Below are 24,172 nucleotides of genomic sequence, written 5' to 3'. Positions count from 1 at the left end.
CCGCCGCATCGAAGAGGCAGAGGTCCCGGACAGAAGCGGGCCCAGACGGAGGACAGCATGGACACAGACTTCGACGAGTACGTGGTGACGCGCAGCGGCGCGCTGCTGCGGCTCGCCTACCTGCTGACCGGTGACGGTCACCGCGCCGAGGACCTCGTCCAGGACACCCTGGAGCGCTTGTGCCGGCGCTGGTCGAGGATGACCCACGTCGTCGACCCGCATGCGTACGCCCGCAAGATCCTGCTCAACCAACACCTGAGCTGGCGCCGCAAACGCGCCTCGAGCGAGCTCGTCGTCGCCGATCTGCCGGAACGAGCCGGCGAGGACGAGACAGAAGCAGTCGGCGTACGTCACCTGCTCTGGCAGCGCATCGGCGCACTGCCTCCGCGGCAGCGCGCCGTCGTGGTCCTCCGCTACTACGAGGACCTTGCCGATGCCGATATCGCCGAGGCGCTCGGCATCTCCGCAGGCACCGTACGCAGCAACGCCATGCGCGCTCTCACCAAGCTGCGCAGCCACCCCGACCTCATGTCCACCACCCTTGCCGAGGAGTCACGATGAGCACCGACCTCGATGACCTGATCCGCGCCACTCTCGCCGAGCGCGCCGAGGACGCCCCTGCCGCCGGGCGAGTGATCGCCCGGGCGCCACGCCCGGGCGCCGCCCGCCGCACCATCGTCCGCCGCCGTTGGACCCGCGGTCTCGCCGTGGCCGGTCTCGCTGGCGCCCTCGCCGTGACCGGCGCCGTCCTCGCGCCCCGGCTACTTCCGGGCGAGACGCCGTTCGAGCCGGCGATGAGCTTCGCCTACGACGGGGTACCGCGTTCAGCCGAGGCCTACCGGCTCGTCCTCGACGCACCCGGGTGGATCGTGCCCGGGTCCGACGGCTCGGTGACCGACGCGTCCCACATCGGCGGCGTCGACTACGAACCGTCAGGCAGCGGCCGCCGAGCCCCTCGCCTGGACATCGGCTGGGGCGACAGCTCTACCTACCAGGAGGCGCTCAGGTTCGCAGGCTCGTTCAACACCGGCGGCGACGGCGTCACAGAGCTGTCGATCGAGGTCCTCGGCCAGGAGGCGACCTACTGGAGCTACCTCGGAGGTAAGGACGTCGGCGACCGCGATGTCGAGACCGACGAGGTCGCGCTGACCGAGGACGCCTTCCGTGTCGTGCTGCCGGTCAAGGACGGCCACTACCAGGTGATCACCGGCACCGGCATGTCGAAGGCGGAGTTCGAGGAGCTCCTCACCCAGCTGCGCTGGGTGGACCAGGCTGAGTTCGACGCCGCCCTGCCCGACCGCTATCTCACCGCCCAGGAGCGATCGGCAACGATCGAGCAGCTGCTCACCGGCGTACCTCTTCCGGAGAGCTACGACGAGGACCAGCTGACCAGCCTCCAGCCGAACCGCTACCACCTGGCGATCGACGTGGCGAAGGGGGCGGTCTGTGCCTGGTACGACGAGTGGAAGGCTGCCGCCGAGGCCGATGACGACAACCGGATCGAGCGGGCGGAGACGGCACTGGCCGAGGCCCGCTCCTGGCAGCTCAGGCAGGAGTTCGCCGGCAGCGATGCCGCCCACCTGCTGCCCGACGCACCCACGGTCACGGAGGAGCCGCGCGGAAACCCCGACGCCCCGAGCGGTCCCGAGGCGTACGGCTGCGTCTGACCCTCACGAGGTCGCGGACATCTCGTCCTGGCCCGCCCGCTCGAGCCGTCGCACCGACGGCACGGCGAGCGCGGCCAGGCAGACCGCGGCGTAGAGCACGCCGCTGACGAAGAAGACCGGCCGCTCCCCGAACCATGCCGCCAGCGGCCCGAAGAGGAGCTGTCCGACCGGCATCGCGAGGAACGAGCCGAGCGCGTCGTAGGAGTAGGCGCGCGAGAGCATCTCGCCCGGGACGTTCTCCTGCATCGCCAGGCTCCAGCCGAGGCTGAAGATCTCGATCCCGGCGCCGGCGAAGGCCATCGCCACGATGAGCGGCACCGTCTCCGGCCACAGCGCGAGCGCGAAGAAGGGCAGCGAGAACGCCATGATCCCGAACATCCCCGCTCGCAACGGGCGCCGGATCGTGGCCCGCATCAGCACGATCGTCATGACGAGCATCCCGGCCGCGAGCGCGGAGTTGGCCAGGCCCCAGCCCTCGACGCCGAGCGAGGAGGACTTGGCGTACGCAGGACCCAGCACGTGCAGCCCGCCGGACTGGATCGCGTTGAGGATCATGAAGGCGACCACCACGACCCACAGCCAGGTGGTGCCCCGGAAGTACGTCCACCCGGCCCGCAGGTCCTGGATCGCCGAGGTCTTCTCCGCGTCTGCCGGGCGCGGCGGGATCCGCACCGGGAGCAGGAAGATCGCCGCGAGCAGCCAGGTCAGGGCGTCGACCGCCAGGGCCCAGCCGGCACCGACGCCGACCACGAGAGCGGCCGCGACCGACGGGCCCAGGATCGTCAAGGTGCTGCGCGACATCGAGAGCAGCAGGTTGGCCGGCTGCAGGTCCTTCTTCGCCACCAGCTGCGGCACCATCCCCTGCATCGCCGGGAACGCCATCGCCATCGTGGTGCCGTTCATCGCCTGCAGGACGACCAGGTGCCAGATCTCGGCGTGCCCGGTGATGACCAGTGCCGCCGCGGCCGCCTGGGTCACGGCCGAGGCCACGTTGCTCAGCTGCAGCACCAGCCGCCGCGAGAACCGGTCGGCGATCACCCCGCCGATCAGCAGGAACACGACCATCGGGATGGTGTGCGCGGCGACCACGTAGCCCAGCGCGGAGGCCGAGTCGGTCACCTCGAGCACCGCGAACGCGAGCGCCACGTGCGACATCGACGAGCCGGCGAGGTTGACGAACCGCGAGGCGAAGAACCACCCGAAGTCGCGTTCCTTGAGGACGAAGAGGCTCCCCCGGACGCTCACTGGTCCTCACCCATCACGAACGCGGAGGCGGTCAGGTTCACGTGGATCGTGCCTTCCGTACGCGACGGACGAGCGTTGTCGTGGAGCAGACCGCTGGCCTCCCGGACGAGGTCGTGGACCCGCTGCCAGACATCGGGGTCGACCCACATCTCCGCGTCCGAGACGATGGCCGGTCCGTCGGCGCGCGAGCGGCGGCGGCGTACGAGCTCTTCAGCGATCGCGCGGGTGTGGACCTCGTCGTCCTCCTTGGACGGCGGCCCTTGGGCGGCGTCGCGGCGCCAGACGTACCGGTATCGCTTCGCGACCCCACCTCGGATCCGCTCCTCGCCCGCGACCTCGAGCAGCCCGGCGCTCTCGAGCAACCGGAGATGATAGGAGGCGTTGGCATGCGTCAGATCGAGCTCGCGCGCCACTTCCGCCGCCGACAGCTCCGCACCCGTCAGCAGTGACAGCATCCGGAGCCGCAGCGGGTGCCCGGCCGCCCGCAGCCGCGAGATCTCCTCGTCCACCCGAACCTCCCAAGAGTTGTTTGGGAGTGAGTCTGGTGAGGCCGGTCAGAACCGTCAATGAGTTATTCGGGTCGCGCCTAAACCGATAATGGCTGCTGTGCGTCATCCAGGCGTGAGCCGAGAAGAATTCACCGACTTCTACGTCGGCGCCAAGGACCGCTGTCTGCGTGCGGCGATCGCGACCGGCATGGATCCCGGCCGGGCCGAGGAGGCGACCGCTGAAGCCTTCGCGCGCGCCTGGTCGCGCTGGCAGACGGTCAGACTGGCCAACTCCCCGGCGGCATGGGTGGTTCGCACCGCGGTCAACGTCGACATCTCCTGGTGGCGCAAGCGCCGCCGCGAGCTGACCGTTCCCGAGACCCCCGAACAGCTCCCCCGCAACGACTCTGACGACGACACCGACCACGACCTGTTGGAGGCCGTACGCCGGCTGCCACCGCGTCAACGCGAGGTGGTCGCGCTGCGCTACTTCCTCGACCTCGATGCCGAGACGACCGCCCACGAGCTCGGTATCGCTCGCGGCACCGTCTCCGCCACGCTCCACCACGCGCTCAAGACTCTGCGGCTGCAGCTGACCAACCCCGAAGGGATGCTGTCATGAACGACATCGAGACCTTGCTGCGCAACAGCAGTCACCGGACCCTGGACGTCCCTTCCACCGAGATCCTGCGCCGGGGCGACCGAATGCGTCGCCTCCGTCGCGGCTCGAAGGCGGTCGCCGCGGTCGCCGCCTTCTCACTCGCCGGGGTCATGGCGTACGTCGCGATCCCCGATCGGCTGATCGACTCGAACATCGCCACCCCGGAACCGTCGACGTCGGACGCACCTCAGCAGAAGACTCCGGTCGACTGGTCGGGCAAGCCGACCAATCTGACTCCCGAGGAGCTCAACACCTTCACCGATCGGTGCCTGATGACGGCCTGGGCCGATGTGGAGCTCTTGTACGGCTCAGCCCCCGAAGCGGACAATGCCATCGATCCCGATGAGGTCCAAGAGATCCCGGCGGGCACCTGGCCGTTCCTCGCCGAGAAGCGTGGATCGACGGCGATGGCGATCTTCGACGGCCCCGACTATGACGTGACCTGCTCGACGGGGCAGAACGCCGAACGGGACGCCGACAGCGAGCCCGATCTTGCGGGGGCATTCGGCCAACCCCAGGTCTGGGGCGCCTTTGCGGAGACCGGGCCATGGGAGGACTTCACCGCTGGAGGCACCGGCGACGGCACAGAGTTCCTGCTCCCCCTCCCCGAGAAGATGAACGTCGCCGACGTGGTCTTCACCTCGAGCGGTGAAGACTTCCCGGCGACCATCGTCAACGGCTTGGCGGTCGCGTGGACCGACCACCGGGTCGACGTCGAGTCGGCAAGCTTCCGCGCCTACGACGCCGCCGGAGATCTGGTCTATCCCGAGCCCGATGAGGCGAGGCGGCAACCCCCGATCATCGAGTGGACCGAGACCGCAGAAGGGATCCGAGTGACGCGATCACTCGGCAACGAGACGATCGAGTCCGCCTGGTTCTGGGTCGGCGAGCAGCGGTTCGACGCGACCATCACCGAAGACAATGTGGCCGTCGCGCTGATCCCGACCGGCGAGCTCACCACGGACGAGCTGAACAAGCTCGAGATCCAGGGCATCTCCCCCGAGGGTCTCTACTTGATGGGCTGCACCGGAGGGCCCTGCGGTCCTTAACGCTGGGCCGCGACGTACTTCTCCGCCGCCGCCCGCGGCTTGTCCCCGAGCCCGTCGATGCCGATGAGGCTCGGGAGCAGGCTGCGATCGGTGATGAGCGCCTTGAAGAGCGTCGAGACGGTGATGCCGTGGTCGGGGCGGTGGACGACGACGATCTCGTCGCCGGCCTGCAGCTGCCCCTCCTCGAGGACGCGGAGGTAGGGCCCCGGGCGCGCCTCGGCGGCGAACTTCTTGACCCACTGGGCGTTGTCGTAGCCCGAGACGCCCATCCAGTTCTTGAAGTCGTTGCACGGCGTACGCACGCTGCAGATCTGCAGCAGCACCGTCCCGATCCGCCACTGCTCCCCCACCAGAGCGGCGTTGATGTCGATCCCCTCGGTGGTGAGGTTCTCGGCGAACTGCCCGTCACGAAGCGTCACACCCAACCGCGAGCCCCATACGTCGAGGTCCTCGCGGGCGAAGGCGTAGACCGCCTGCTCCTCGCCGCCGTGGTGGCGACGGTCGGTCTGCGTGTCGGTCACGATGCCCTCCCTGCCGACCGTCACCGGCTCGGGCGTGGCGAGCTTCTCCATCGAGGTGGCGCCCACCTCCGCCCACTCGGCGGGCTTGGACTGACCGATGTTGACGCTTCGCACGATGGGCATGGCCGCGATTCTCCCGTGGCTCGCGAATACGGTCGAACGGGTTTCCGCCGAGAATTGTCGATGGCCGCCTAAAGGGATCCGAGGGCTGATGCGTCAACAGGCTGTGAACTTCGACGAGTTCGGTGCGTTCTACGCCACCCACAAGGACCGCTGCCTGCGAGCCACCGTCGCGAGCGGGGTCGACCCGGCGCGCGCCGAGGACGCGGTGGCCGAAGCCTTCGCGCGTGCCTGGGCGCGGTGGCGGACGGTACGCAACGCCCGATCGCCTGCTGCCTGGGTCGTACGCACCGCGGTCAACGCTGACATCTCCTCGTGGCGGAAGCGCCGCCGCGAGGTCGGCCCACCCCAGGACGTACGCAGCGACCAACCCGACCTCGACGGGCGCCGCGACCTCATCGCCGCCGTGCGCCGCCTGCCCGAGCGGCAGCGCGAGGTGGTGGCGCTGCGCTACATCCTCGACCTCGACACGGCGACCACGTCGGCCGTGCTCGAAATCTCGCAAGGCACCGTCTCGGCCCACCTGCACCAGGCGCTCGCCACGTTGCGCGCCGACCTCGCCACCGAAGGAGCTCGCTCATGAGCATCGACCTCGAAGACGAGCTGCGCACCAGCAGCGACCTCACCCTCGACCGTCCGCTCGCCGACATCCGGGTCCGCGGGGACCGGCTCCGCCGGCGGCGTACGTCACTGCTGACCGCCGCTGCTGCCGGTATGTGTCTCGTCGTGACCGGGGTCGTCCTCGCCGGTCTCGGACGTAGCCCGCTGGCGATCGATCTCGCGCCCGCGGACCAGAGCACCTCGCCGTCCCGTCCCGAGCAGGTGCTCACCTGGAGCGGTGAACCCACGAACGTCTCCGACAAGGAGCTGGCGACGCTCGAACGCAGCTGCCTGCGCAGTGCCAATCAAGACGCCTACGACGAGGCCAACGGGTGGCGCATGATCCCAGGCGGCCGCCCCGAAAGTCCGCCGTTGCCGGACACAATCGATCCCGCACGCCTCTACCCGATCTTCGCCGAGCGGCGCACCGATGTCGGGCCCGAGCATCACAACGTCCTGCGCGCGATGTTCCTGACCGACGACTACCTGGTGCACTGCGAGGCCTTCACGACCGACTCCAGCCAGCCAAGGGCCGAGGACGCCGCGGGCTCAGCAAGCCGCATCAGACCCTTCCCCAACACGGACCATCGGGAACAGTTCACCAGCGGCTGGGACACCAACACGATCAACTTCATGCTGCCCGTGCCGGCCGAGGTCACGTCGGTGAAGTTCTTCATCGGCGACGGATACGTCGACGGCACCCTCAACGGCGGGATCGCCGTCGCCTCGTTGAGCACGGAAGGCTTACCGAAGCTGGACGACGACACCACCACCGGCTTCGCGGCCTACGACGCCGCCGGGAAGCGGGTCGGTGGCAGCAAGCCGGTGCCGCCAAAGGCCTGGCCGGTCGACTGAGGGCCCTCAGTCCTGGACCGCCTTCGCGACCGAGATCATCGCGGTGATCCACTCTTTATCAGGTCCAGCCTTGTCGGGCGCCTGGTTGTCCTCGACCTCGTCCTTGACGTTGACGACCAGCCGCAGCACCGCCCAGGCCCGGGCGCGGTCCTCATCGAGCTCGGCGGCGTCGACGAGGGCGAAGAACCGCATCCGTACGCCGTCGCGGATCCGCCCCGCGTACTCCTCGAAGCGGTTCCAGAGCATCGGCGCGAGCTCGTAGTGCGGGTCGCCGGAGAGGGGCTTCGGGTCGATCACCAGCCACTCCTCGCGGTCGGCTCGCAGGACGTTGTCGAAGTGCAGATCCGTGTGGATCAGCCGACCGTCGGTCGCCTCGTCGGCGGCGAAGTCGCGGGCGATCGCCCGGGCCTGCTCGACCATCCGCGGCGGCACCGGAAGCCGTCGCTCCTTGTCCCCCAGCTCGCTCGCCCAGCGCGCGGCCTGCGCGGACAACGTACGCAGCTGCGGCGGAGCCGGGACGTGCAGCCGCCGGCAGAACCCGCCCACGATCTCGCACGCCTGCACGTCCCACAGCTCCGAGAGGTCCTCGGCGTGGAGCCGCTCCAGCAGCAGCGCGAAGCGCTTCGGGTCGGCCCGGAGAAGGCGTACGGCACCCCGACCGCCCCAGGTCTGCAGCGCCAGCGCCTCGTGCTCGGCCTCCCAGTGCGGCCAGCCGACCTTCAGCACCGCGGCCTCGCCCTCGGTGGTCCGCACGGGAAGCACGACCGCGGTGTTCCCGTGCGTCGCCTCGCCGTCCGGTCTCAGCGACCACTCCTCGAGCAGGTCGCGCACCAGCCCGGGCAGCCGGTCGAGCCACGCCGCCCATTCGGGACCGTTCGCCGCGAGGGCCAGCAGGGGGTCCGGCAGCCGCGTCACGCCAGCCACCTTAATCCGCTTCCCAACCCCGCACGGATCGGGCAGGTTGTGCTCATGTCACTTCCAGAGTCGATGGGGACCAAAGGTGTTCCCTACCCGCCCGAGCGCTACGACGGCGAGGCCGGTGAGGTCTCGGCGTTCTACCGTCCCGACAAGACCGCGCCCGATCTCACCTATCCCAACGGCGTGAAGGTCGACTATCTCGCCACCGGAGCGACGACCGCAGGTGACTACGGGCTCTACCGCTGGCACTTCGGTCCCAACGAGACCGGCCCTGGGCCCCACTTCCACCGTGCCGTGGCCGAGTCGTTCTACGTGCTGACCGGGACCGTGCGGATCTACAACGGCGAGGAGTGGATCCCGGCCGGCGCCGGCGACTTCGTGCACGTGCCGGTCGGCGGCCTGCACGGCTTCCGCAACGCCACCGACGAGCCCGCCTCGATGCTGCTCCACTTCACCCCGGGCGCGCCGCGGGAGGGCTACTTCGAGGGGCTGCGCGAGCTGGCCGAGGGCACCGAGCTCGGTCCGGACGAGATGGCCGAGTTCTACAAGCTCCACGACAACTACTGGGTCGACTGAGCGACCTTCAGGGCCGCGATCCCCATCCTGACGATGGGGCTCGTGGAGTCGGCTTCGATCGCGGGGTCGTCCAGGCCGATCCACGCGGCGTAGTCGGTGGTTCCACCGACCTCCAGCGTGCCCAGCTCACCCCCGACGATCCGGGCCTCGAAGACCACCCGAGTCGACTGGTAGGGCCGTCGCCCCGGGTCGAACGGCACGACGAACACGTCGGTCGTCAGCGGAGCTCCGACCTCGACGTCGTAGCCGGTCTCCTCCTTCACCTCGCGCACGACTGCGGCGGGCATCTGCTCGCCGTAGTCGACGCCGCCACCCGGCAGCGTCCAGCCCGGGTCGTTGCGGTGGTTGCCGTTGAACCAGCTCAGCAGGATCCGCCCCGCGTCGTCGACGATGACGGCGTACGCCGCCACCCGAGTGTCGTAGTCGGTGAAGTGCATCCCTGCGAGACTAGCGCGGACCAGCCGGAAGTCAGTCGAAGACGAAGGCGGTCGCGTCCTTCGGGAACGAGGTCCAGGCCCGGATCCGCCGTGGATGCACCGCCGTCGTCCCTTCGACGTAGTGCTTCGCCTCGAAGACGTTCTCGCCGTACTCGGGATACTTCGCGTTCAGCAGCCCCGCGATCTCCTCGGCGGTCGCGGCGTCGAAGGTTGTCGTCCGCACCTCGCCCTCGATGACGACCAGCTTCCACGGGTCCGGCAAGTTCACCGTCACCTTCGGATGCTCGGCCGCGAGCCGCCGGTGCAACGTCTCCGGGCTGCCGCCGTAGACAAGCTTGTCCTCGAACCAGATCCCGTCCAGCGGTGTCACGTGCGGGCTCCGCCCCGGCCTCTCGAACGCGAACCAGAACTGCTTCGCCTCGACCAGCCGCTGACGTACGTCCTCCCACGCCATCAGCTCGCTCGGCGTGCCATATCCCTCCGGAAACCGAACCTGTTCTGTACGCATCGTCACTCCTTCGACTCGTCGGCACACACGAGTAGATCACCGAACGCCGACTGCGCGCTTAGCCGATCTTGCGCGACTCTCAGCCGTACGCAGCCGCCAACTCGGTCCCGATGCGAGCCAGCTCGTGACGTACGTCCTCGGGCCCGACGACCTCGATCATCGATCCCCATCCCGCCAGCTGCTCGGCGAGAGACCGGGCGGTGTGGGCGGCGACGCTCACCTCGATCCGCTCCTCGTCACCGACCGCAGGCGCGTCGCCGACCACGTCGAGGTAGGTGCCGAAGTGGTCGCGCAGAACCCACAGATGGCGGCGCCGCACAAGCACCGCGGCGCGGACCCGGGCCCGCCGCTCCTCCACGACGCCACCACCCGCTGCCACTCCCTGGCCAGGTCGAAGTCCTTTGGCCGACTCGCCGGCTGCGCGGTCACCTCGACCGAGGCGACCCGGTCCATGCGATAGGTGCGTACGTCCGGGGCGCCGTCGCGGGTCGCTAGGAGATACCACAGGTCGTCCTTGGCCACCAGACCCAGCGGATCGAGCAGGACCGTGCTGACGTGACCGGTTCTGCTGGTGTAGTCCAGGCGGATCTGGTGCCGGTCGATCACCGCCTGCTGCACGACGTCTACGACCTCGGGTCGCGAGCGACGCTGCTCGCCCCAGGCGCCGGCATCGAGCCGCACCGCCTCCGCCGCAGCGGCCGCGTCGGCCCGGAATGGGCTCGGCAGCGCCCGGAGCAGCTTGCGCACCGCCTGCTGTGCCTCGGGCGACGTGCCCGCACCCGGTCCGACCAGCGTGAACAGAGCCTGTGACTCGGGACCGGTCAACCCGCTCAGGTCGGTGCGCGCGCCCCCGACGAGGGACCAACCTCCGCCCCTCCCCGGCTGTGGGTAGACCGGCACGCCGGCCGACGACAGCGCCTCGAGATCGCGACGGGCGGTGGCGACCGAGACCTCCAGCTCGACGGCGAGCTCGGCCGCCGTCACCCGGCCGCGCGCCTGCAACAGCAGGAGCGTGGCGATCATCCGCTCGGCTCGCACAGATCTGAGGCTGCCACACAAAGTGCTCATTCCGTGAGCACTTTGAGCGGAATCATGGGAGTCACCACCACGAAAGGAAGAGCACATGTTCCACGGATTCACCACGATCAACTACCTCGTCGACGACGTGAAGGCTGCTGCCGCCTGGTACCAGGAATTCCTCGGCGTCGCCCCCTACTTCGCACGCCCCAGCGCCGAGCAGCCGGCGTACGTCGAGTTCCGCATCGGCGACAGCCAGGATGAGCTCGGCCTCCTCGACCGCCGCTACGCACCGGAGGGCTACGAGTTCGCCAGCCCTGCCGGCGCGATCATGCACTGGCACGTCGATGACGTGCAGAAGGCGTACGACCACCTGCTCGCCCTCGGCGCGAACGGGCTGGCGGCCCCACGACCGCTCGGCGAACCCGGTTGGGAGATCGCCACCGTCGCCGACCCGTTCGGCAACGTGATCGGGCTCATGCACAGCCCCCACTACCTGGCGATGCGCGGATAGCGCATAACCGGTCGCATCCCGGCGATCGCGGCGGGAAGGATGGTGTTCCGCGGCCGCCCGCCGCGTCCTGTGATGGACTAGCCGGCATGCATTTTCGGGCTGCACCCATGATCGTCCTGATCGCTGCCACGTCGGCCTGCGGGGCCGGCTCGGGGCCGGTGACGACGGACGCACCGACGCCGTTCTCGGCGTCCTCGACCTCGACGCCGGAGGGGTTCACCGCCGCCGAGTGTGCGGGGGCGATCGGCGGGAAGCGGGTGATCTTGAGGCTGGACGTGCCGAAGGAGTTCGAGCCGGAGTCCACCGGCCCGAGCGACCAGACCCCCGGCGGCCAGTGCACGTGGCGTACGTCCGAGGACCGCTTCTTCAGCGTCCGGGTCGGCGAGAAGGAGTCGCTCGCGGACATGAACGACGAGCTGAAGGAGTTCGAGGACAGCGGCGGTGACGACGACGTCAAGGACGTCACCTACGACGCCCCGACCGACACCTTCGGCGACCTGGAGGGCGAGCGGCTCAGCTGGTGGTCCTACTCCGACGGCACGCCCTTCGACTGCGTCCAGGTGCAGGCCAACGGCATCCGCGTGTTCTGGCAGAACCCCGACGACATCGACCAACGCCTCGACGACCTCGACGCCGTCCTCGACAGCATCGAGCTCATCCGCTCCTGACCCGCGGCGGCGCCATAGCTCGGCTGCCGCTCACGAAGATCAACGCCACGAGCATCACGGGCACGATCAACGTCCACATGGTCGGGAGCACCCCCGCGAGACATCCGACCGTCGTGAGTATGAACCCCGTCCTAGGCCTGCGGGGCAGCAGCAGCGTGCCGACCAGGACGAGCACGCCGCCACCGACGAGCGTGCCGAACCAGAAGACAAGCCCACCGTCCCCGCTGCTCACCGCGCGAACCGTCTCGGCCACCCCTGCCACGACGAGCAGGCAACCGAGGAACAGCCCGTACCACCACACCCAGCCACGGGCACCCGAGCGCTCCTCATCGGATCGCATTCGCGTCCCCTCCCGTCTCATCGCCCCCGGGAAAGGCTGTCTTCCATCGAGCGTAAGGCGTAGCGGCTCAGGCCGCGAGCGTGTGAGTGAGAAGTACATCGCGCAGCCTGCGCTCTGCCGACGACAAGGATGGTGGATCCGGTGACCAGGTGTCTGGCGGCGGGCTGACATAGGTGTGCCCGGTGGGTGCGGTGGTGATGATGCTGCCGTCCGGTTCTGGTCTGGCGCGCCACCCGAGGGCTTCCTTGGCTTGATTGCACCTTTCGCACAGACCCTGCAGATTCTCGGCTCTCGTTTCGCCGCCGTCTGCATGACGTTCGATGTGGTCGATGTTGCGGATCGGAGCATCGCAGCCGTTGGTCCTGCAGATCCCTCCGTCGCGGGTCGCGACGAACTCCGCCAACCCGTCGGGTGCCTTCCGTGAGCGGGATTCCATCGCGACCAACTGCCCGGCGGGATCCGTGAACAGGCGGCGGACGAAGACCTCGGCATCGTTGAGCGCTTTGCGGGCCCAGGCTGCGGGGACGGGTCCGTAGCCCTCGACCATCGCGGGTTGATCGGCGTCGTTGGCGAGCGAGTCGGCGGTCATGACGATCTTGACCTCGATCCGAGGCTTGGCTCCCTCAGCGCGGCCAGTCACTCGGTCGACCAGGGTGTCGGCCATGACCTGGCCGCGTGTTCGCTCGTCCCCGGCGGCCGCAGCGGTCTTGGCGGCCTGGTCCAAGGCCGCGAAGACGGCGACGCCGTCCTTGACCGGGAGGAGGGCGCCGAGCCAGGTCATGGTGTCCGGTGCCGGGCGGAGGCTGACGCGTCGGTCGTTCTCGGCGTTGGCGGCGCGGGCGACGACGGATGCTTGGTCGAGGGTGATGGCGAGTTTCTTGGCGGCGTTCTCGAGTTGCCGTAACCCCATCGACACGGCTCGAGCGGGTTCATCGTCTGGACCGGTGGCACAGAGCTCATGGTCGATGACCCGACGGTCCTCCATCGACAAGCAGGCGGTTTCTCGGGCGAGGATGGTGGCCTGCCACTGGGAGAACAGGCCTGCCTTCATCAGCGCGTAGGTGTGGGGCATCTCGGCGATCAGGATCTTCGCGAGCCCGAGCAGCTTGGCACCTTTCTCGGGCGAGACCCGCCGCGCCAACGCGACCTGCGATGCAACGCCTTCGCCCAGTTTGCGGGCCGGAACCCCGGCCTCGACCTGGCGGGCGCGAGCGGCTTCCTCGAGACGTACCGCCGCTTCGGCTTGGACTGCCTCAGCGGTGCACTTGACCTCTTCGAGGCGCGAGATCCAGTCGACCAACTCACCCTCGGACGCACCCGCAGGCGGCCCAGCAAGAAAGCGATCGATGGTCTCGTACATAAGCCTAATTATATGCGACAGGGCACCATGAAGCGACCCATTTAAGCAGGTCAGAACCAAGTTACGCGGTCAGCGAACAAGACACCTGAGCACCGCGCCACTCTCTCGCCGCCGCCCCGATATAGGCGAAATCTTTCTCGATCGGGTGCCGGGTCAAGGATGGCCGAAGGCCACCGCGAAGCGGCGGGCGAAGCCCGTCCTTGACGCGGCGCACGATCGAGAGACACTCAAATCAAGGGTCGGCGGCGAACCCTGAAACGAAGAACAGTCACCAAGCGAGCTCTCCCGCGGAAGAGAACCGTGTTGGTCTCGACACGCCTCCGCCTAGCGGCTCCGGCGGCTCGACCAGCGGGGCAGAGCGGCTCCGGCAACTCGACCAGCGGAGCAAAGCGGCTCGACCAGCGGGGCCTACTTCTTCCCGGCGGTCTTGTCGGTAGAGGGCTGGGTGGTGGAGAGAGCGGCGACGAAGGCCTCCTGGGGGACCTCGACGCGGCCGACCATCTTCATCCGCTTCTTGCCCTCCTTCTGCTTCTCGAGCAGCTTGCGCTTACGCGAGATGTCGCCGCCGTAGCACTTGGCGAGGACGTCCTTGCGGATGGCGCGGATGGTCTCGCGGGCGATGACGCGAGCACCGATGGCGGCCTGGATCGGGACCTCGAACTGCTGCCTGGGGATCAGCTCGCGCAGCTTGCCGACCATCATGACCCCGTAGGAGTACGCGGCTTCGCGGTGGACGATCGCGGAGAACGCGTCGACGGGCTCGCCCTGCAGCAGGATGTCGACCTTGACGAGGTCAGCGGCCTGGTCGCCGCTGAACTCGTAGTTCAGCGAGGCGTACCCCTTGGTCGAGGACTTGAGCTGGTCGAAGAAGTCGAAGGCGATCTCGCCCATGGGGAGGACGTAGCGCATCTCGACGCGGTCCTCGGAGAGGTAGTCCATGCCGCCGAGGGTGCCGCGCTTCTTCTGGCACAGCTCCATGATCGTGCCGATGTAGTCGGACGGCGAGAGGATGGTGGCCTTGACGACCGGCTCGCGCACCTCGCGGATCTTGCCCTCGGGGAACTCCGACGGGTTGGTGACGATGTGCTCGGAGCCGTCCTCCATGATCACGTCGTAGACCACGTTGGGGGCCGTCGAGATGAGGTCGAGGTTGAACTCGCGCTCGAGACGGTCGCGGGTGATCTCCATGTGCAGCAGGCCGAGGAATCCGACGCGGAAGCCGAAGCCGAGCGCGCCCGAGGTCTCCGGCTCGTACGTCAGGGCAGCGTCGTTGAGCTGCAGCTTGTCGAGGGCCTCGCGCAGCACCGGGTACTGGTCGCCGTCGATCGGGTAGAGCCCCGCGAAGACCATCGGATTGGGGTGGGAGTAGCCGCTGAGCATCTCCTTGGCCGGGCGGTTGTTGCCGGTGACGGTGTCACCCACGCGCGACTGGCGTACGTCCTTCACGCCGGTGATCAGGTAGCCGGTCTCGCCGACGCCGATGTGGTCGGCCTTGACCGGCTCCGGGCTGATCACGCCGAGCTCGAGCATCTCGTGGACCGCACCGGTCGACATCATCTTGATCTTGTCGCGGTGGGTCAGCTTGCCGTCGAAGACCCGGACGTAGGTGACCACGCCGCGGTAGGTGTCGTAGACGGAGTCGAAGATCAGCGCCCGCGCGGGGGCGTCCGGGTCACCGACGGGAGCCGGGGTCTGGGCCACGATCTCGTTGAGCAGTCCCTCGACACCCATGCCGGTCTTCGCCGAGACCTGGAGTACGTCCTCGGGCTCGCAGCCGACGAGGTTGGCCAGCTCCAGGGCGTACTTCTCCGGGTTGGCGGAGGGCAGGTCGATCTTGTTGAGCACCGGGATGATGTGCAGGTCGGCACCCATCGCCAGGTAGAGGTTGGCCAGGGTCTGCGCCTCGATGCCCTGGGCCGCGTCGACGAGCAGGATCGCCGCCTCGCAAGCCTCCAGCGACCGGGAGACCTCGTAGGTGAAGTCGACGTGGCCGGGGGTGTCGATCATGTTGAGGACGAACGTCTTGTCGGTGTCGTCGCCCTCGGTGACCGTCCACGGCATCCGCACGGCCTGGGACTTGATCGTGATCCCGCGCTCGCGCTCGATGTCCATCCGGTCGAGGTACTGCGCCCGCGCGGCACGCTCGTCGACCACACCGGTCAGCTGCAGCATCCGGTCGGCCAGCGTCGACTTGCCGTGGTCGATGTGGGCGATGATGCAGAAGTTGCGGATGATCGCCGGATCAGTGGAGCCGGGCTGTGGCGCGGAGTGAGTCACAGGCTGCTTTCGTAGATGCTCAAGAACGGGGGCGGGTACGTCACCGCCTATTGTCCCACGCTCAGTACTGATGGAACCAAAGCGGCAGCTGAACCGACTCGCCCGGGCAGGTCACGTTGCGGTCGCGGCCGTTCTCGAGCCACTGCACCATCACCGCGGCACCGCCCTGGAACATCCAGTCGCCACCACACCGCTCCAGGGCCGCCGCCCGCGACGCCTCGCCCGCCGGACGCCACTCGGGCAGCTGCAGCTGCAGGTCGCCGACGATCGGCGTCCACAGGCCCTCGATCGAGTAGACCCCGACCCGCTTCCCGGCGTCCTGATAGCCGGCCAGGGCGCCCTTGACCACCGCCTGGTTGGCCTCGATGTCGCCGGACCACTCCCAGACCGCGACCGGCTCGACGTCGAGCCAGACCGAGGGCGACTCCAGGCCGGCGCGCTTCATCTCCTCGAGATTCCACACCGCCTGCTGGTAGCCGACGTTGGTCAGCCGGCCGATCTTCGTGTCCGGGTCGCCCGGCCCCTCGCCGCCGTACTCACGGATCGTGGCGGCACGGGGGTAGGAGGTGACCGCGTAGGCCGAGGTCATCACCTTGTTCTTCTTGGCCCACTCGACCTGCGAGGCCAGGCACGGGTTGGGGGTGAACGCCGGGCCGTTGGTGAGGCCGATGATCACGTACTCCGCCGAGTCGAGCGGCATCGGCAGTCCCAGCGTCCGACGCTCCTTGATGCCCATCCCCTCGGGACACTGCGGCCAGCTCAGGTCACCGCCCTCGACGATCCCGCGGTCGTCAGCAGGCGGGACGGACGGGATGTCGAGCGACTCCGGCGCGCGTGGTGGCGCGCTCGCCGACGTCTCGGGCGCCGTGATCGCGGGCATCGACGGCGAGCCGGACTCCGCCTCGGCCGGAGGCTCCGCGGCGCAGCCGAACAGCACCGGCGCCGCCAGGAGCAGCAGCACGGCGGCGTACAGGTTCTTTCTCGCCCACATCACCGCAGATACTGCCACCCGCATCCCAGCGGGTCACACCTGCGCGAAGTCGTCCCCCATCACCGGCCGGATCTCGATCGGCTCCCCGAGGACCGCGACGATCCGCGACACGATGTCGATGGCGCGCTCCTGGCTGGCGACGTCGATGACCGCGAAGCTGGCCAGCACCTCCTTCAGCTCGGCGAACGGGCCGTCGGTCGCGACCGGACCGTTCTCACCCGGCCGGACCGTGACCGAGACGGCCGGGTGTCCCAGACCTTCGGTGCTGACCAGCTCGCCGTTGGCGACCAGCTCCTCCTCGAACTTCTGGTACTCCGCGAACGCCGCGAGAGCCTCCTCGGAGGCCGTGTCGGAGGCGTCCCAGGCGTCGGCGGGTGTGTATCCCAGCAGCAGGTATTTCATGCCCCGAAACTAGCCCCCGAAACTAGGCTCTGACGGCATGACCGGACCAGCGGCCCTCGAGGACCTGCTGCGGACCGAGGCGCCGTACGTCCTCAGCGCCCTGGTCCGCCGCTTCGGCCGGTTCGAGGCCGCCGAGGACGCGGTCCAAGAGGCGCTGCTGGACGCCAGCGTCCAGTGGGCGCGCGACGGCGTTCCGGAGAACCCGCGCTCCTGGCTGACCAGGATCGGCTACCGGCGGATGGTGGACCTGCTCCGCTCCGAGCAGGCGGCCCACCGTCGCGAGCTCCAGGTCGGGATCGCCGAGGTGGTCACTCCGGCCGGCCCGGCGGCGGAGACCGACGACAGCCTGACGCTGTTGCTGCTGTGCTGTCATCCGGCGCTGTCGCGGACCGGGCAGGTGGCGCTCACGCTGCGCGCCGTGGCCGGGCTGACGACGACCGAGATCGCCCATGCGTACGGCGTCCCGGAGAACACCATGGGCACGCGGATCAGCCGGGCGAAGCAGACGCTGCGCAAGGCCGGCGCCCGGTTCACGCCGCCCGGGGAGAGCGAGCGCGCCGAGCGGATCGGCGCCGTGCTCGACGTGCTCTACCTCGTCTTCAACGAGGGCTACACCGCCAGTGCCGGCGCCGAGCTGGGCCGGGTCGACCTGGCGCACGAGGCGATCCGGCTGACCCGGATGCTCGTCCGGATCGCTCCCGGCGAGCCCGAGGTCGCCGGTCTGCTGGCGCTGATGCTGCTCACCGAGGCGCGGCGGCCGGCACGTACCGACCCCGACCTCGGCCTGGTGCCGCTGGCCGAGCAGGACCGCTCCCGCTGGGATCACGCGCTGATCGAAGAGGGGCTGGCCCTGCTGGAGGAGGTGTGGGGGCGAAGTGACCCGGGGCCCTTCCTGCTCCAGGCGGCGATCGCCGGCGTCCACGCCCACGCGGAGTCCGCGGCGGACACCGACTGGCGCGAGATCCTCGGCCTCTACCTGCTGCTGGAACGTACGCTGCCCACCGCACCGGTCCGCCTGGGCCGAGTGGTCGCGGCGGCTCACGCGTTCGGCCCGGTGGTCGGCCTGCAGCTGCTGGACGAGCTCGACGCGGAGCACGGCCTCGCCGGCGATCCGCTGACCGCGCAGCGGGTCCTGGCGGTGCGGGCGCACCTGTTGGACCAGCGGCGCGACCCGTCCGCAGCCGCCCAGTTCCGGGCGGCTGCGGAGCTGACCGCCAACGAGGCCGAACGCGACTACCTGCTGCGGCGTGCGGATCAGGCCCGGGTCATCGTCGACTCGTAGCCGCCCTGGCCGGCATAGTCCCACTCGCCGGTCATCACGTCGCCGGTCTCGTCGAAGGTGCCGACGAACTTCACCGGCGAGCCCTTCTCCCCACCCCAGATGGTGAGGGTGTCGCCGTCGAGCTCGTAGACGTAGTCGAGGGTGGCGCCGGTGTTGTCGTAGTAGCGCGAGTGCACGTCGGCGCTCGGCTCCTCGCCGAAGGGGCGCAGGTTGCCGATCACCTCGATCCCGGTCGTGACCTGGCCGAACTGCTCCAGGCGTACGTCCTGCAGCAGGAAGTAGCCACCTTCCATCCAGCGGTAGGTGACCTCGCCCTCCGCGCCGCCGGTGACCTTCCAGGTGCCGATGAGCCGGTCCAGGGCGCGGATGCCGGGGCTCGGTGCGGGCAGTGCGGGCATGGCGTACTCGTCGTTCATGATGTCGCTCCTCTTGTGCGGCCGGCGTCTCCGGCCTTCACCCCTCTCTCGGAGCCCGCCCGGCGATCTCGACATCCGGGTGAAAGAAACTTTTCTTCCACCCGGGGACGGCACCCTAGGCGTACGTGTTCACCGACACGACCCGCGGAACTCACCGGTCGTTCCGCCGGAATCGGCAGGTTTGGTCCATGACCCCACTCAACCGCCGCTCCGTCCTCGGCCTCGGTGCCGCCGCCGGTGCCGGACTCGTCATCCCCGCATCCGCAGCAGCCGCCGCCCCCGCCTTCGGCCCTGCCAATTTCGTACGCAGCAACCGCCCCTCCCTCACCCACGGCGTCCAGTCCGGCGACGTCGGCGCCCGGGGCGGCGTCCTGTGGAGCCGCGCGGACAAGACCTCGCGCCTGGTCGCGGAGATCTCGGCCGACGAGTCCTTCCACCGGGCCCGGCCCGTCAGCGGTCCGGTGGTGACCGCGAAGAGCGACTTCACCGGAGAGCTGAAGGTCGACGGCCTCGAGGCGGGGCGCGACTACTTCTACCGGGTGCGCGCCGTCGACCCCGACGACCCGCGACGCGGAAGCGCCTGGGAGCTGGGCCGGCTGCGTACCGCCCCGGCAGGCCGCCAGGACATCCGGTTCCTGTGGTCCGGCGACATCGCCGGGCAGGGCTGGGGCGCCAACCCCGACTTCGGTGGGTTCCGGATCGCGCCCGCGATGGCGGCGCGCGAGGCCGACTTCTTCCTGAGCTCCGGCGACAACGTCTACGCCGACGGCCCGCTCACCTCGACCGTGACACTCCCCGACGGGCGGGTCTGGAACAACATCGTCACCGAGGAGAAGGACAAGGTCGCCGAGACGCTGGCCGAGTTCCGCGGGCAGTACGCCTACAACCTGCTCGCCGACAACTGGCGCGCCTTCCTCGCCCAGACGCCGATCGTGGCGCAGTGGGACGACCACGAGGTCACCAACAACTGGTACCCGGGCGAGATCCTCCCCGACGACGGCCGCTACACCGAGCGCCGTGTCGATGTCCTCGCGGCCCGCGCGAAGCAGGCCTTCCACGAGTACATCCCGGTCGGCGACGCCTCCCCCGACCCCGACGGCCGGATCTACCGCAAGCTCTCCTACGGCCCGCTGATGGATCTCTTCGTCCTCGACATGCGCACCCACAAGGACACCAACACGACCAACGCCGAGACGAGCGCCGACGGTGGCGTGCTCGGTGAGCGTCAGACGAAGTGGCTCCTGCGCGAGCTGGCCGCCTCCCGCGCCACCTGGAAGGTCATCGCCGCCGACCTGCCGATCGGCCTGGTCGTCCCCGACGGCACCCTGCAGGAGGGCATCTCCCAGGGAGACCTCGGTGCCCCGCTCGGCCGCGAGCTCGACATCGCCAAGGTCCTGACCGGGCTCAAGCGCCTCGGCATCCGCAACCACGTCTGGTTGACCGCCGACGTCCACTACACGGCGGCGCACTCCTACGACCCCGGCCGCGCCGCCTACCAGGACTTCGACCCGTTCTGGGAGTTCGTCTCCGGCCCGCTCAACGCCGGCGCCTTCGGCCCCAACAAGCTGGACCCCACCTTCGGTCCGGCCGCCGAGTTCGTGGCCGCTCCCCCGGCCGCCAACGCCTCACCCGCCGACGGCTTCCAGTTCTTCGGCGAGGTCGAGATCGACGGACGTACGCAGCAGCTCACTGTCACCCTCCGTGACGTCGACGGCGGTGCGCTATTTACGAAGACGCTGGACCCGAGTTTCCGTTAGGGTCTCCCGGCTAGGGCGTGTCTCTGTGAAGACACGCCCTAGCCGTCTCCCGTTCGGGCCCAGGAGGACCAGCAGACCATGAGCGAAATTCATGTCGTCCCCAAGGACATGAAGACATCCATCGGCATCGCCACGGACGCCGAGAGCGCCGTACGCAAGGCCGATTCCGCCGGCTATCTGAGCAAGGCGGGCGCTGCGGTCCCAGGGGCGGAGTCGGTCACCTACATGTCCGATCTCGGCACCCGCTGGACCGATGAGACGAAGGCCGCGGCCGACAGCTCCCAGAAGCTCGCCGCGGAGATGCAGAAGGCTCTCGACGAGTTCGAGGCCGCCGACAAGGCCGCCGGCGAAAAGGCCGGCAAGGTCATGGGCCCCAACTGATGGCGATCACGTTCGGCCAGGTCAAGACCTGGAAGGCGGCACCATTGGGTGACGCCGGCGACGGGCTCAAGGCCGACCTCCGCAACCTGGAGACCAGCCGCGACGAGCTCGAGGCCAACGGCGTGGCCAAGTCCTGGACCGGCGTCGCCGCCGACGCCGCCCGCGGCCACCGCGACACCCTCGTGGCCCGGCTGAGCAGCCACATCACCGGCAAGCAGCAGATGCAGAAGGCGCTCTACGCCGCCGAGCCTCAGGTCGAGGCCATCGAGCGCCTGGTCCAAGGCATCCTGGACCGGGCCAAGACGAACGAGTTCAACGTCAGCGACGACGGCACGGTGACCAGCACCGCCACCCCACCGACCTTCAAGAACCGCTACGAGGCCGAGGAATGGGGCAACAGCCGCAACACCATCGCCCAGGAGCTCGCCGACGACGTCTCCGACGCCCTCGCCAAGGCAGTCGGCGTCGACCAGATCCTCACCGACGGCATCCCCGCCGGCACCGACGCGGACCTCGACCAGACCCGCGATCAGCGCGGGATGGCGTCCCCCGAGACCACCGAGCGGTGGGCCCAGCTCACCGATGCCGAGCGCAAGGCGATCATCGACCAGAAGATCGAGGAGCTCGCCAAGGAGTACGGCGTCGACGTCGAGGACATCGTCTGGGACGCGAAGGGCAGCACCAACGGCTACTGGAGCGAGGACGACCACACGGTGCACCTCAATCCGGGCAACGTCGACGATCCGGACATCCTGCACACCGTGGCTCACGAGATGCGCCATGCCCGTCAGTACGAGGCGATCGACGACAACAACGACTTCCAGTTCTGGTGGGAGGACGACCCCTTCGACGCGCACGAGGAGGACGGCATCAGCGAGGAGCAGGCCGAGGAGTGGGAGGAGAACTTCGACGACTACAAGAGCACCGACAACGGCGACACCTACGACGAGTACTACAACCAGCCCGTCGAGGCCGATGCCCGCAAGTCCGGTCGCGACTATCTCGACAACCTGACGCCCGCTGAGCTCGACCGCCTCCTGAAGGAGTCGAAATGACGACGTACGCCGACCTGGTCACCGCCTACCTCGACGACCCCGGCCCCGAGACGCTGGCGCCGCTGCGCCGCGCGGTCCGCAACTCCGCCAACTTCACCATCGACCTCGACCTCAGCGGCATCGACAAGCTGCTCGCCGACGGCAACTACGCCGAGGCCGCGAACGCGCTGCGGGCACTCATGCCCGGAGCGATCTTCAGCCCGTCCGCGCACCTACGCCTCGCGACCGCCCTCGAGCGCTCCGGTGAGGAGCGCTCCGCCGCCCGCGAGCGCCAGGTCGCCAGCGCCGCCCTGCGGAGCATCCGGGCGAGCGGCGACGGCACCGAGGAGCATCCCTGGACCGTGCTGCGGATCAACGACGAGTACGACCTGCTCCGCGCGCTCAAGAAGGTCCCCGGCCGCCAGGATCTCCTGGAGGCCGACGGGCGGCGTATCGACCGCCACACCTGCACCGATGGGACCCTCGCTCACTTCGACGCGTCCGCGCTCGTCTGATGGCGATCACGTTCGGCCAGGTCAAGACCTGGAAGGCCGCACCGCTGGGTGATGCCGGCGACGGGCTCAAGGCCGATCTTCGCAAGCTGGAGAGCAGCCGCGACGAGCTCGAGGCCAACGGCGTGGCCAAGTCCTGGACCGGGATGGCGGCGGACGCCGCCCGCGGGCATCGCAACGGTCTGGTCAAGAACCTCAGCAGCCACATCACCGCCAAGCAGGAGATGCAGAAGGCGCTTTACACGGCCGAGCCCGAGGTCGAGGCGATCGAGCGTCTCGTCCAGGGCATCCTCGATCGGGCCAAGACCCAGGAGTTCACGGTCAGTGACGACGGCACGGTGACCAGCACGGCCACCCCGCCGACGTTCAAGAGCCGTTTCGAGGCCGAGGAGTGGGGCAACAGTCGTCAGAACATCGCCCAGGAGCTCGCTGACGAGATCGAGAAGGCACTGGCGAAGGCGGTCGGCGTCGACGCGGTCCTCGCCCGCGGCCTGCCGACCGGCATCAACGAGCAGGGCGACGAGTACGGCAACATCGACCCGGCCATCGCGGAGAAGTGGGAGACGCTCACCATCGAGGAGCGCAAGGCCGTGCTGGAGGCGATGGTCAAGAAGATCGCCGCTGACAGCGGCGTCGACATGCCCACCATCGACTGGGACGCCCTGGCGAACGACAAGTGGGACAGCAACGGCGTCACGTTCGGCTACTGGAGCGACGAAGAGCCCACGATGGCGCTCAACCCCAATGTGCTCGACAACCCCGGCATGCTGATCAACACCGTTGCCCATGAGGTCCGGCACGGTCGCCAGCACGAGGCGATCGAGGACAACAACGACTTCCAGTTCTGGTGGGAGGACGATCCCTTCGACGAGCACGAGCAGGACGGCATCACCGAGGGTCAGGCCGAGGAGTGGGAAGAGAACTTCGACGACTACAAGAGCACCGACAACGGCGACTCCTTCGACGAGTACTACAACCAGCCCGTCGAGACCGACGCCCGCAACTCCGGCCGTGACTACCTGAACAACCTCACCGACGAGGAGTTCAACCGGCTCCTGGAGGAGTCGCGATGACCACGTACGCCGACCTGGTCACCGCCTACCTCGACGACCCCGGCCCCGAGACCCTCGGGCCGCTTCGCCGCGCGGTCCGCGGCTCGGTCAACTTCACCCCCGACCTCGACCTCGACTCGGTCAACAGGCTGCTCGCCGAGGGGTCGTACGCAGCGGCAGTCGCCGAGCTGCGGCGGGCCATGCCGGGGGCGATCTTCAGCCCCTCGGCCCACCTGCGGATGGCCACCGCGCTGGAGCAGTCCGGCGACGGACGAGCCGCCGCGCGCGAGCGGCAGGTCGCCGGGGCCGCGCTGCGCAGCATCCGCTCCACCGGCGATGGCAGCGAGCAACATCCGTGGTCGGTGCTGCGTATCAACGACGAGTACGACATGCTCCGAGCCCTCGACAAGGTCCGGGACCGCCAGGACCTCGTCGAGACCGGAGGCCGTCGTCTCGACCGCCTCACCTGCACCGACGGCACCGTCGCCTACTTCGACGTGTCCTCGTTCGCCTGACAGATCTCG

Annotated in this window: 30 protein-coding genes; 16 read left to right on the top strand and 14 right to left on the bottom strand. The window is 68.9% G+C overall.

Features of this window, described 5'->3' with window-relative positions:
- Positions 1–57: 57 nt before the first annotated feature.
- Both ABTW65_RS23225 and ABTW65_RS23220 read left to right on the top strand, forming a co-directional pair.
- Positions 58–561 carry a SigE family RNA polymerase sigma factor gene (locus ABTW65_RS23225; protein ID WP_350664527.1) on the top strand — a complete coding sequence of 168 codons (504 nt, stop codon included), beginning with the start codon at positions 58–60 and terminating at the stop codon, positions 559–561.
- Positions 558–1,667 carry a hypothetical protein gene (locus tag ABTW65_RS23220; RefSeq protein WP_350664525.1) on the top strand — a complete coding sequence of 370 codons (1,110 nt, stop codon included), beginning with the start codon at positions 558–560 and terminating at the stop codon, positions 1,665–1,667. Before ABTW65_RS23225 ends, ABTW65_RS23220 begins: the two co-directional genes overlap by 4 nt.
- 3 nt (positions 1,668–1,670) lie before the next feature.
- Here the strand turns inward: ABTW65_RS23220 and ABTW65_RS23215 are convergent, their stop codons facing one another.
- Both ABTW65_RS23215 and ABTW65_RS23210 read right to left on the bottom strand, forming a co-directional pair.
- Positions 1,671–2,912 carry an MFS transporter gene (locus tag ABTW65_RS23215; protein ID WP_350664523.1) on the bottom strand — a complete coding sequence of 414 codons (1,242 nt, stop codon included), beginning with the start codon at positions 2,910–2,912 and terminating at the stop codon, positions 1,671–1,673.
- Positions 2,909–3,421, bottom strand: coding sequence for an ArsR/SmtB family transcription factor (locus ABTW65_RS23210; protein WP_350664521.1), 513 nt, complete (start codon positions 3,419–3,421; stop codon positions 2,909–2,911). The genes ABTW65_RS23215 and ABTW65_RS23210 overlap by 4 nt, the downstream gene beginning before the upstream one ends.
- 112 nt (positions 3,422–3,533) lie before the next feature.
- Here ABTW65_RS23210 and ABTW65_RS23205 point away from each other — a divergent pair, with 112 nt between their 5' ends.
- Complete coding sequence (locus ABTW65_RS23205; protein WP_350664519.1) at positions 3,534–4,022, top strand: sigma-70 family RNA polymerase sigma factor; 489 nt, start codon at positions 3,534–3,536, stop codon at positions 4,020–4,022.
- Positions 4,019–5,110 carry a hypothetical protein gene (locus ABTW65_RS23200; RefSeq protein ID WP_350664517.1) on the top strand — a complete coding sequence of 364 codons (1,092 nt, stop codon included), beginning with the start codon at positions 4,019–4,021 and terminating at the stop codon, positions 5,108–5,110. Before ABTW65_RS23205 ends, ABTW65_RS23200 begins: the two co-directional genes overlap by 4 nt.
- Here the strand turns inward: ABTW65_RS23200 and ABTW65_RS23195 are convergent.
- A complete protein-coding gene (locus ABTW65_RS23195; protein WP_350664515.1) occupies positions 5,107–5,754 on the bottom strand; it encodes an MOSC domain-containing protein in 648 nt (215 codons plus the stop codon). The genes ABTW65_RS23200 and ABTW65_RS23195 overlap by 4 nt on opposite strands.
- 88 nt (positions 5,755–5,842) lie before the next feature.
- On the opposite strand from ABTW65_RS23195, the gene ABTW65_RS23190 reads away from it, so the two are divergent.
- Both ABTW65_RS23190 and ABTW65_RS23185 read left to right on the top strand, forming a co-directional pair.
- The gene (locus ABTW65_RS23190) at positions 5,843–6,334 is read left to right on the top strand and encodes a SigE family RNA polymerase sigma factor (RefSeq protein ID WP_350664512.1); all 492 of its coding nucleotides are present in this window, start codon (positions 5,843–5,845) and stop codon (positions 6,332–6,334) included.
- A complete protein-coding gene (locus ABTW65_RS23185; RefSeq protein ID WP_350664510.1) occupies positions 6,331–7,206 on the top strand; it encodes a hypothetical protein in 876 nt (291 codons plus the stop codon). Before ABTW65_RS23190 ends, ABTW65_RS23185 begins: the two co-directional genes overlap by 4 nt.
- 6 nt (positions 7,207–7,212) lie before the next feature.
- Here the strand turns inward: ABTW65_RS23185 and ABTW65_RS23180 are convergent, their stop codons facing one another.
- Entirely contained in the window at positions 7,213–8,121 is a 909-nt protein-coding gene (locus ABTW65_RS23180; protein WP_350664508.1) for an aminoglycoside phosphotransferase family protein, read from the bottom strand.
- A 54-nt stretch (positions 8,122–8,175) separates the two neighbouring features.
- Between ABTW65_RS23180 and ABTW65_RS23175 the strand changes: the two genes are divergently transcribed.
- A complete protein-coding gene (locus ABTW65_RS23175; RefSeq protein WP_350664506.1) occupies positions 8,176–8,700 on the top strand; it encodes a cupin domain-containing protein in 525 nt (174 codons plus the stop codon).
- Here the strand turns inward: ABTW65_RS23175 and ABTW65_RS23170 are convergent.
- From ABTW65_RS23170 to ABTW65_RS23155, 4 genes are all read right to left on the bottom strand, one after another.
- A complete protein-coding gene (locus tag ABTW65_RS23170; protein ID WP_350664504.1) occupies positions 8,685–9,137 on the bottom strand; it encodes an NUDIX hydrolase in 453 nt (150 codons plus the stop codon). The two genes, ABTW65_RS23175 and ABTW65_RS23170, sit on opposite strands and share 16 nt — an antisense overlap.
- Positions 9,138–9,168: 31 nt before the next feature.
- Positions 9,169–9,645 (bottom strand): pyridoxamine 5'-phosphate oxidase family protein, encoded by a 477-nt coding sequence (locus ABTW65_RS23165; protein WP_350664502.1) that lies wholly within the window; start codon positions 9,643–9,645, stop codon positions 9,169–9,171.
- 79 nt (positions 9,646–9,724) lie between these two features.
- Entirely contained in the window at positions 9,725–9,964 is a 240-nt protein-coding gene (locus ABTW65_RS23160; RefSeq protein WP_350664500.1) for a WCX domain-containing protein, read from the bottom strand.
- The gene (locus ABTW65_RS23155) at positions 9,862–10,683 is read right to left on the bottom strand and encodes a helix-turn-helix transcriptional regulator (RefSeq protein WP_350664498.1); all 822 of its coding nucleotides are present in this window, start codon (positions 10,681–10,683) and stop codon (positions 9,862–9,864) included. Before ABTW65_RS23155 ends, ABTW65_RS23160 begins: the two co-directional genes overlap by 103 nt.
- An 85-nt stretch (positions 10,684–10,768) precedes the next feature.
- On the opposite strand from ABTW65_RS23155, the gene ABTW65_RS23150 reads away from it, so the two are divergent.
- A complete protein-coding gene (locus tag ABTW65_RS23150) occupies positions 10,769–11,176 on the top strand; it encodes a VOC family protein (protein ID WP_350664495.1) in 408 nt (135 codons plus the stop codon).
- A gap of 107 nt (positions 11,177–11,283) precedes the next feature.
- On the top strand, positions 11,284–11,844 hold the full coding sequence (locus tag ABTW65_RS23145; protein WP_350664493.1) for a hypothetical protein: 561 nt from the start codon (positions 11,284–11,286) through the stop codon (positions 11,842–11,844).
- On the opposite strand, the gene ABTW65_RS23140 is transcribed toward ABTW65_RS23145, so the two are convergent.
- The 5 genes from ABTW65_RS23140 to ABTW65_RS23120 all read right to left on the bottom strand — a co-directional run bounded on the left by ABTW65_RS23140 (position 11,831) and on the right by ABTW65_RS23120 (position 17,214).
- The gene (locus tag ABTW65_RS23140) at positions 11,831–12,184 is read right to left on the bottom strand and encodes a hypothetical protein (protein WP_350664491.1); all 354 of its coding nucleotides are present in this window, start codon (positions 12,182–12,184) and stop codon (positions 11,831–11,833) included. The two genes, ABTW65_RS23145 and ABTW65_RS23140, sit on opposite strands and share 14 nt — an antisense overlap.
- Positions 12,185–12,251: 67 nt before the next feature.
- On the bottom strand, positions 12,252–13,544 hold the full coding sequence (locus ABTW65_RS23135) for an HNH endonuclease (RefSeq protein ID WP_350664489.1): 1,293 nt from the start codon (positions 13,542–13,544) through the stop codon (positions 12,252–12,254).
- A gap of 408 nt (positions 13,545–13,952) precedes the next feature.
- Positions 13,953–15,821, bottom strand: coding sequence for a translation elongation factor 4 (gene lepA, locus ABTW65_RS23130; protein WP_350664486.1), 1,869 nt, complete (start codon positions 15,819–15,821; stop codon positions 13,953–13,955).
- A gap of 61 nt (positions 15,822–15,882) precedes the next feature.
- Positions 15,883–16,812 carry a glycoside hydrolase family 25 domain-containing protein gene (locus ABTW65_RS23125; protein ID WP_350664484.1) on the bottom strand — a complete coding sequence of 310 codons (930 nt, stop codon included), beginning with the start codon at positions 16,810–16,812 and terminating at the stop codon, positions 15,883–15,885.
- Between the two features lie 33 nt (positions 16,813–16,845).
- Entirely contained in the window at positions 16,846–17,214 is a 369-nt protein-coding gene (locus ABTW65_RS23120) for a YciI family protein (protein WP_350664482.1), read from the bottom strand.
- A 37-nt stretch (positions 17,215–17,251) separates the two neighbouring features.
- Between ABTW65_RS23120 and ABTW65_RS23115 the strand changes: the two genes are divergently transcribed.
- Positions 17,252–18,496 (top strand): RNA polymerase sigma factor, encoded by a 1,245-nt coding sequence (locus ABTW65_RS23115; RefSeq protein ID WP_350664480.1) that lies wholly within the window; start codon positions 17,252–17,254, stop codon positions 18,494–18,496.
- On the opposite strand, the gene ABTW65_RS23110 is transcribed toward ABTW65_RS23115, so the two are convergent.
- Positions 18,469–18,912, bottom strand: coding sequence for a hypothetical protein (locus ABTW65_RS23110; RefSeq protein WP_350664479.1), 444 nt, complete (start codon positions 18,910–18,912; stop codon positions 18,469–18,471). The genes ABTW65_RS23115 and ABTW65_RS23110 overlap by 28 nt on opposite strands.
- 188 nt (positions 18,913–19,100) lie before the next feature.
- On the opposite strand from ABTW65_RS23110, the gene ABTW65_RS23105 reads away from it, so the two are divergent.
- The 6 genes from ABTW65_RS23105 (at position 19,101) to ABTW65_RS23080 (ending at position 24,163) form a co-directional block, all read left to right on the top strand.
- Entirely contained in the window at positions 19,101–20,669 is a 1,569-nt protein-coding gene (locus ABTW65_RS23105; protein WP_350664477.1) for an alkaline phosphatase D family protein, read from the top strand.
- Positions 20,670–20,747: 78 nt separating this feature from the next.
- Positions 20,748–21,050, top strand: coding sequence for a hypothetical protein (locus tag ABTW65_RS23100; protein WP_350664476.1), 303 nt, complete (start codon positions 20,748–20,750; stop codon positions 21,048–21,050).
- Positions 21,050–22,105 carry a hypothetical protein gene (locus ABTW65_RS23095; RefSeq protein ID WP_350664473.1) on the top strand — a complete coding sequence of 352 codons (1,056 nt, stop codon included), beginning with the start codon at positions 21,050–21,052 and terminating at the stop codon, positions 22,103–22,105. The genes ABTW65_RS23100 and ABTW65_RS23095 overlap by 1 nt, the downstream gene beginning before the upstream one ends.
- On the top strand, positions 22,102–22,599 hold the full coding sequence (locus ABTW65_RS23090; protein ID WP_350664471.1) for a DUF4919 domain-containing protein: 498 nt from the start codon (positions 22,102–22,104) through the stop codon (positions 22,597–22,599). The genes ABTW65_RS23095 and ABTW65_RS23090 overlap by 4 nt, the downstream gene beginning before the upstream one ends.
- Complete coding sequence (locus tag ABTW65_RS23085; protein ID WP_350664469.1) at positions 22,599–23,669, top strand: hypothetical protein; 1,071 nt, start codon at positions 22,599–22,601, stop codon at positions 23,667–23,669. The genes ABTW65_RS23090 and ABTW65_RS23085 overlap by 1 nt, the downstream gene beginning before the upstream one ends.
- Positions 23,666–24,163, top strand: a complete 498-nt coding sequence (locus ABTW65_RS23080; RefSeq protein WP_350664466.1) for a DUF4919 domain-containing protein — start codon at positions 23,666–23,668, stop codon at positions 24,161–24,163. Before ABTW65_RS23085 ends, ABTW65_RS23080 begins: the two co-directional genes overlap by 4 nt.
- Positions 24,164–24,172 lie beyond the last annotated feature (9 nt).

It is taken from the genome of Nocardioides sp. NPDC127503 (genome assembly GCF_040302165.1).
Lineage (GTDB): Bacteria > Actinomycetota > Actinomycetes > Propionibacteriales > Nocardioidaceae > Nocardioides.
The sequence above is the reverse complement of the archived record's forward strand: the minus strand, read 5'-3'. Positions and strand labels throughout refer to the sequence as shown.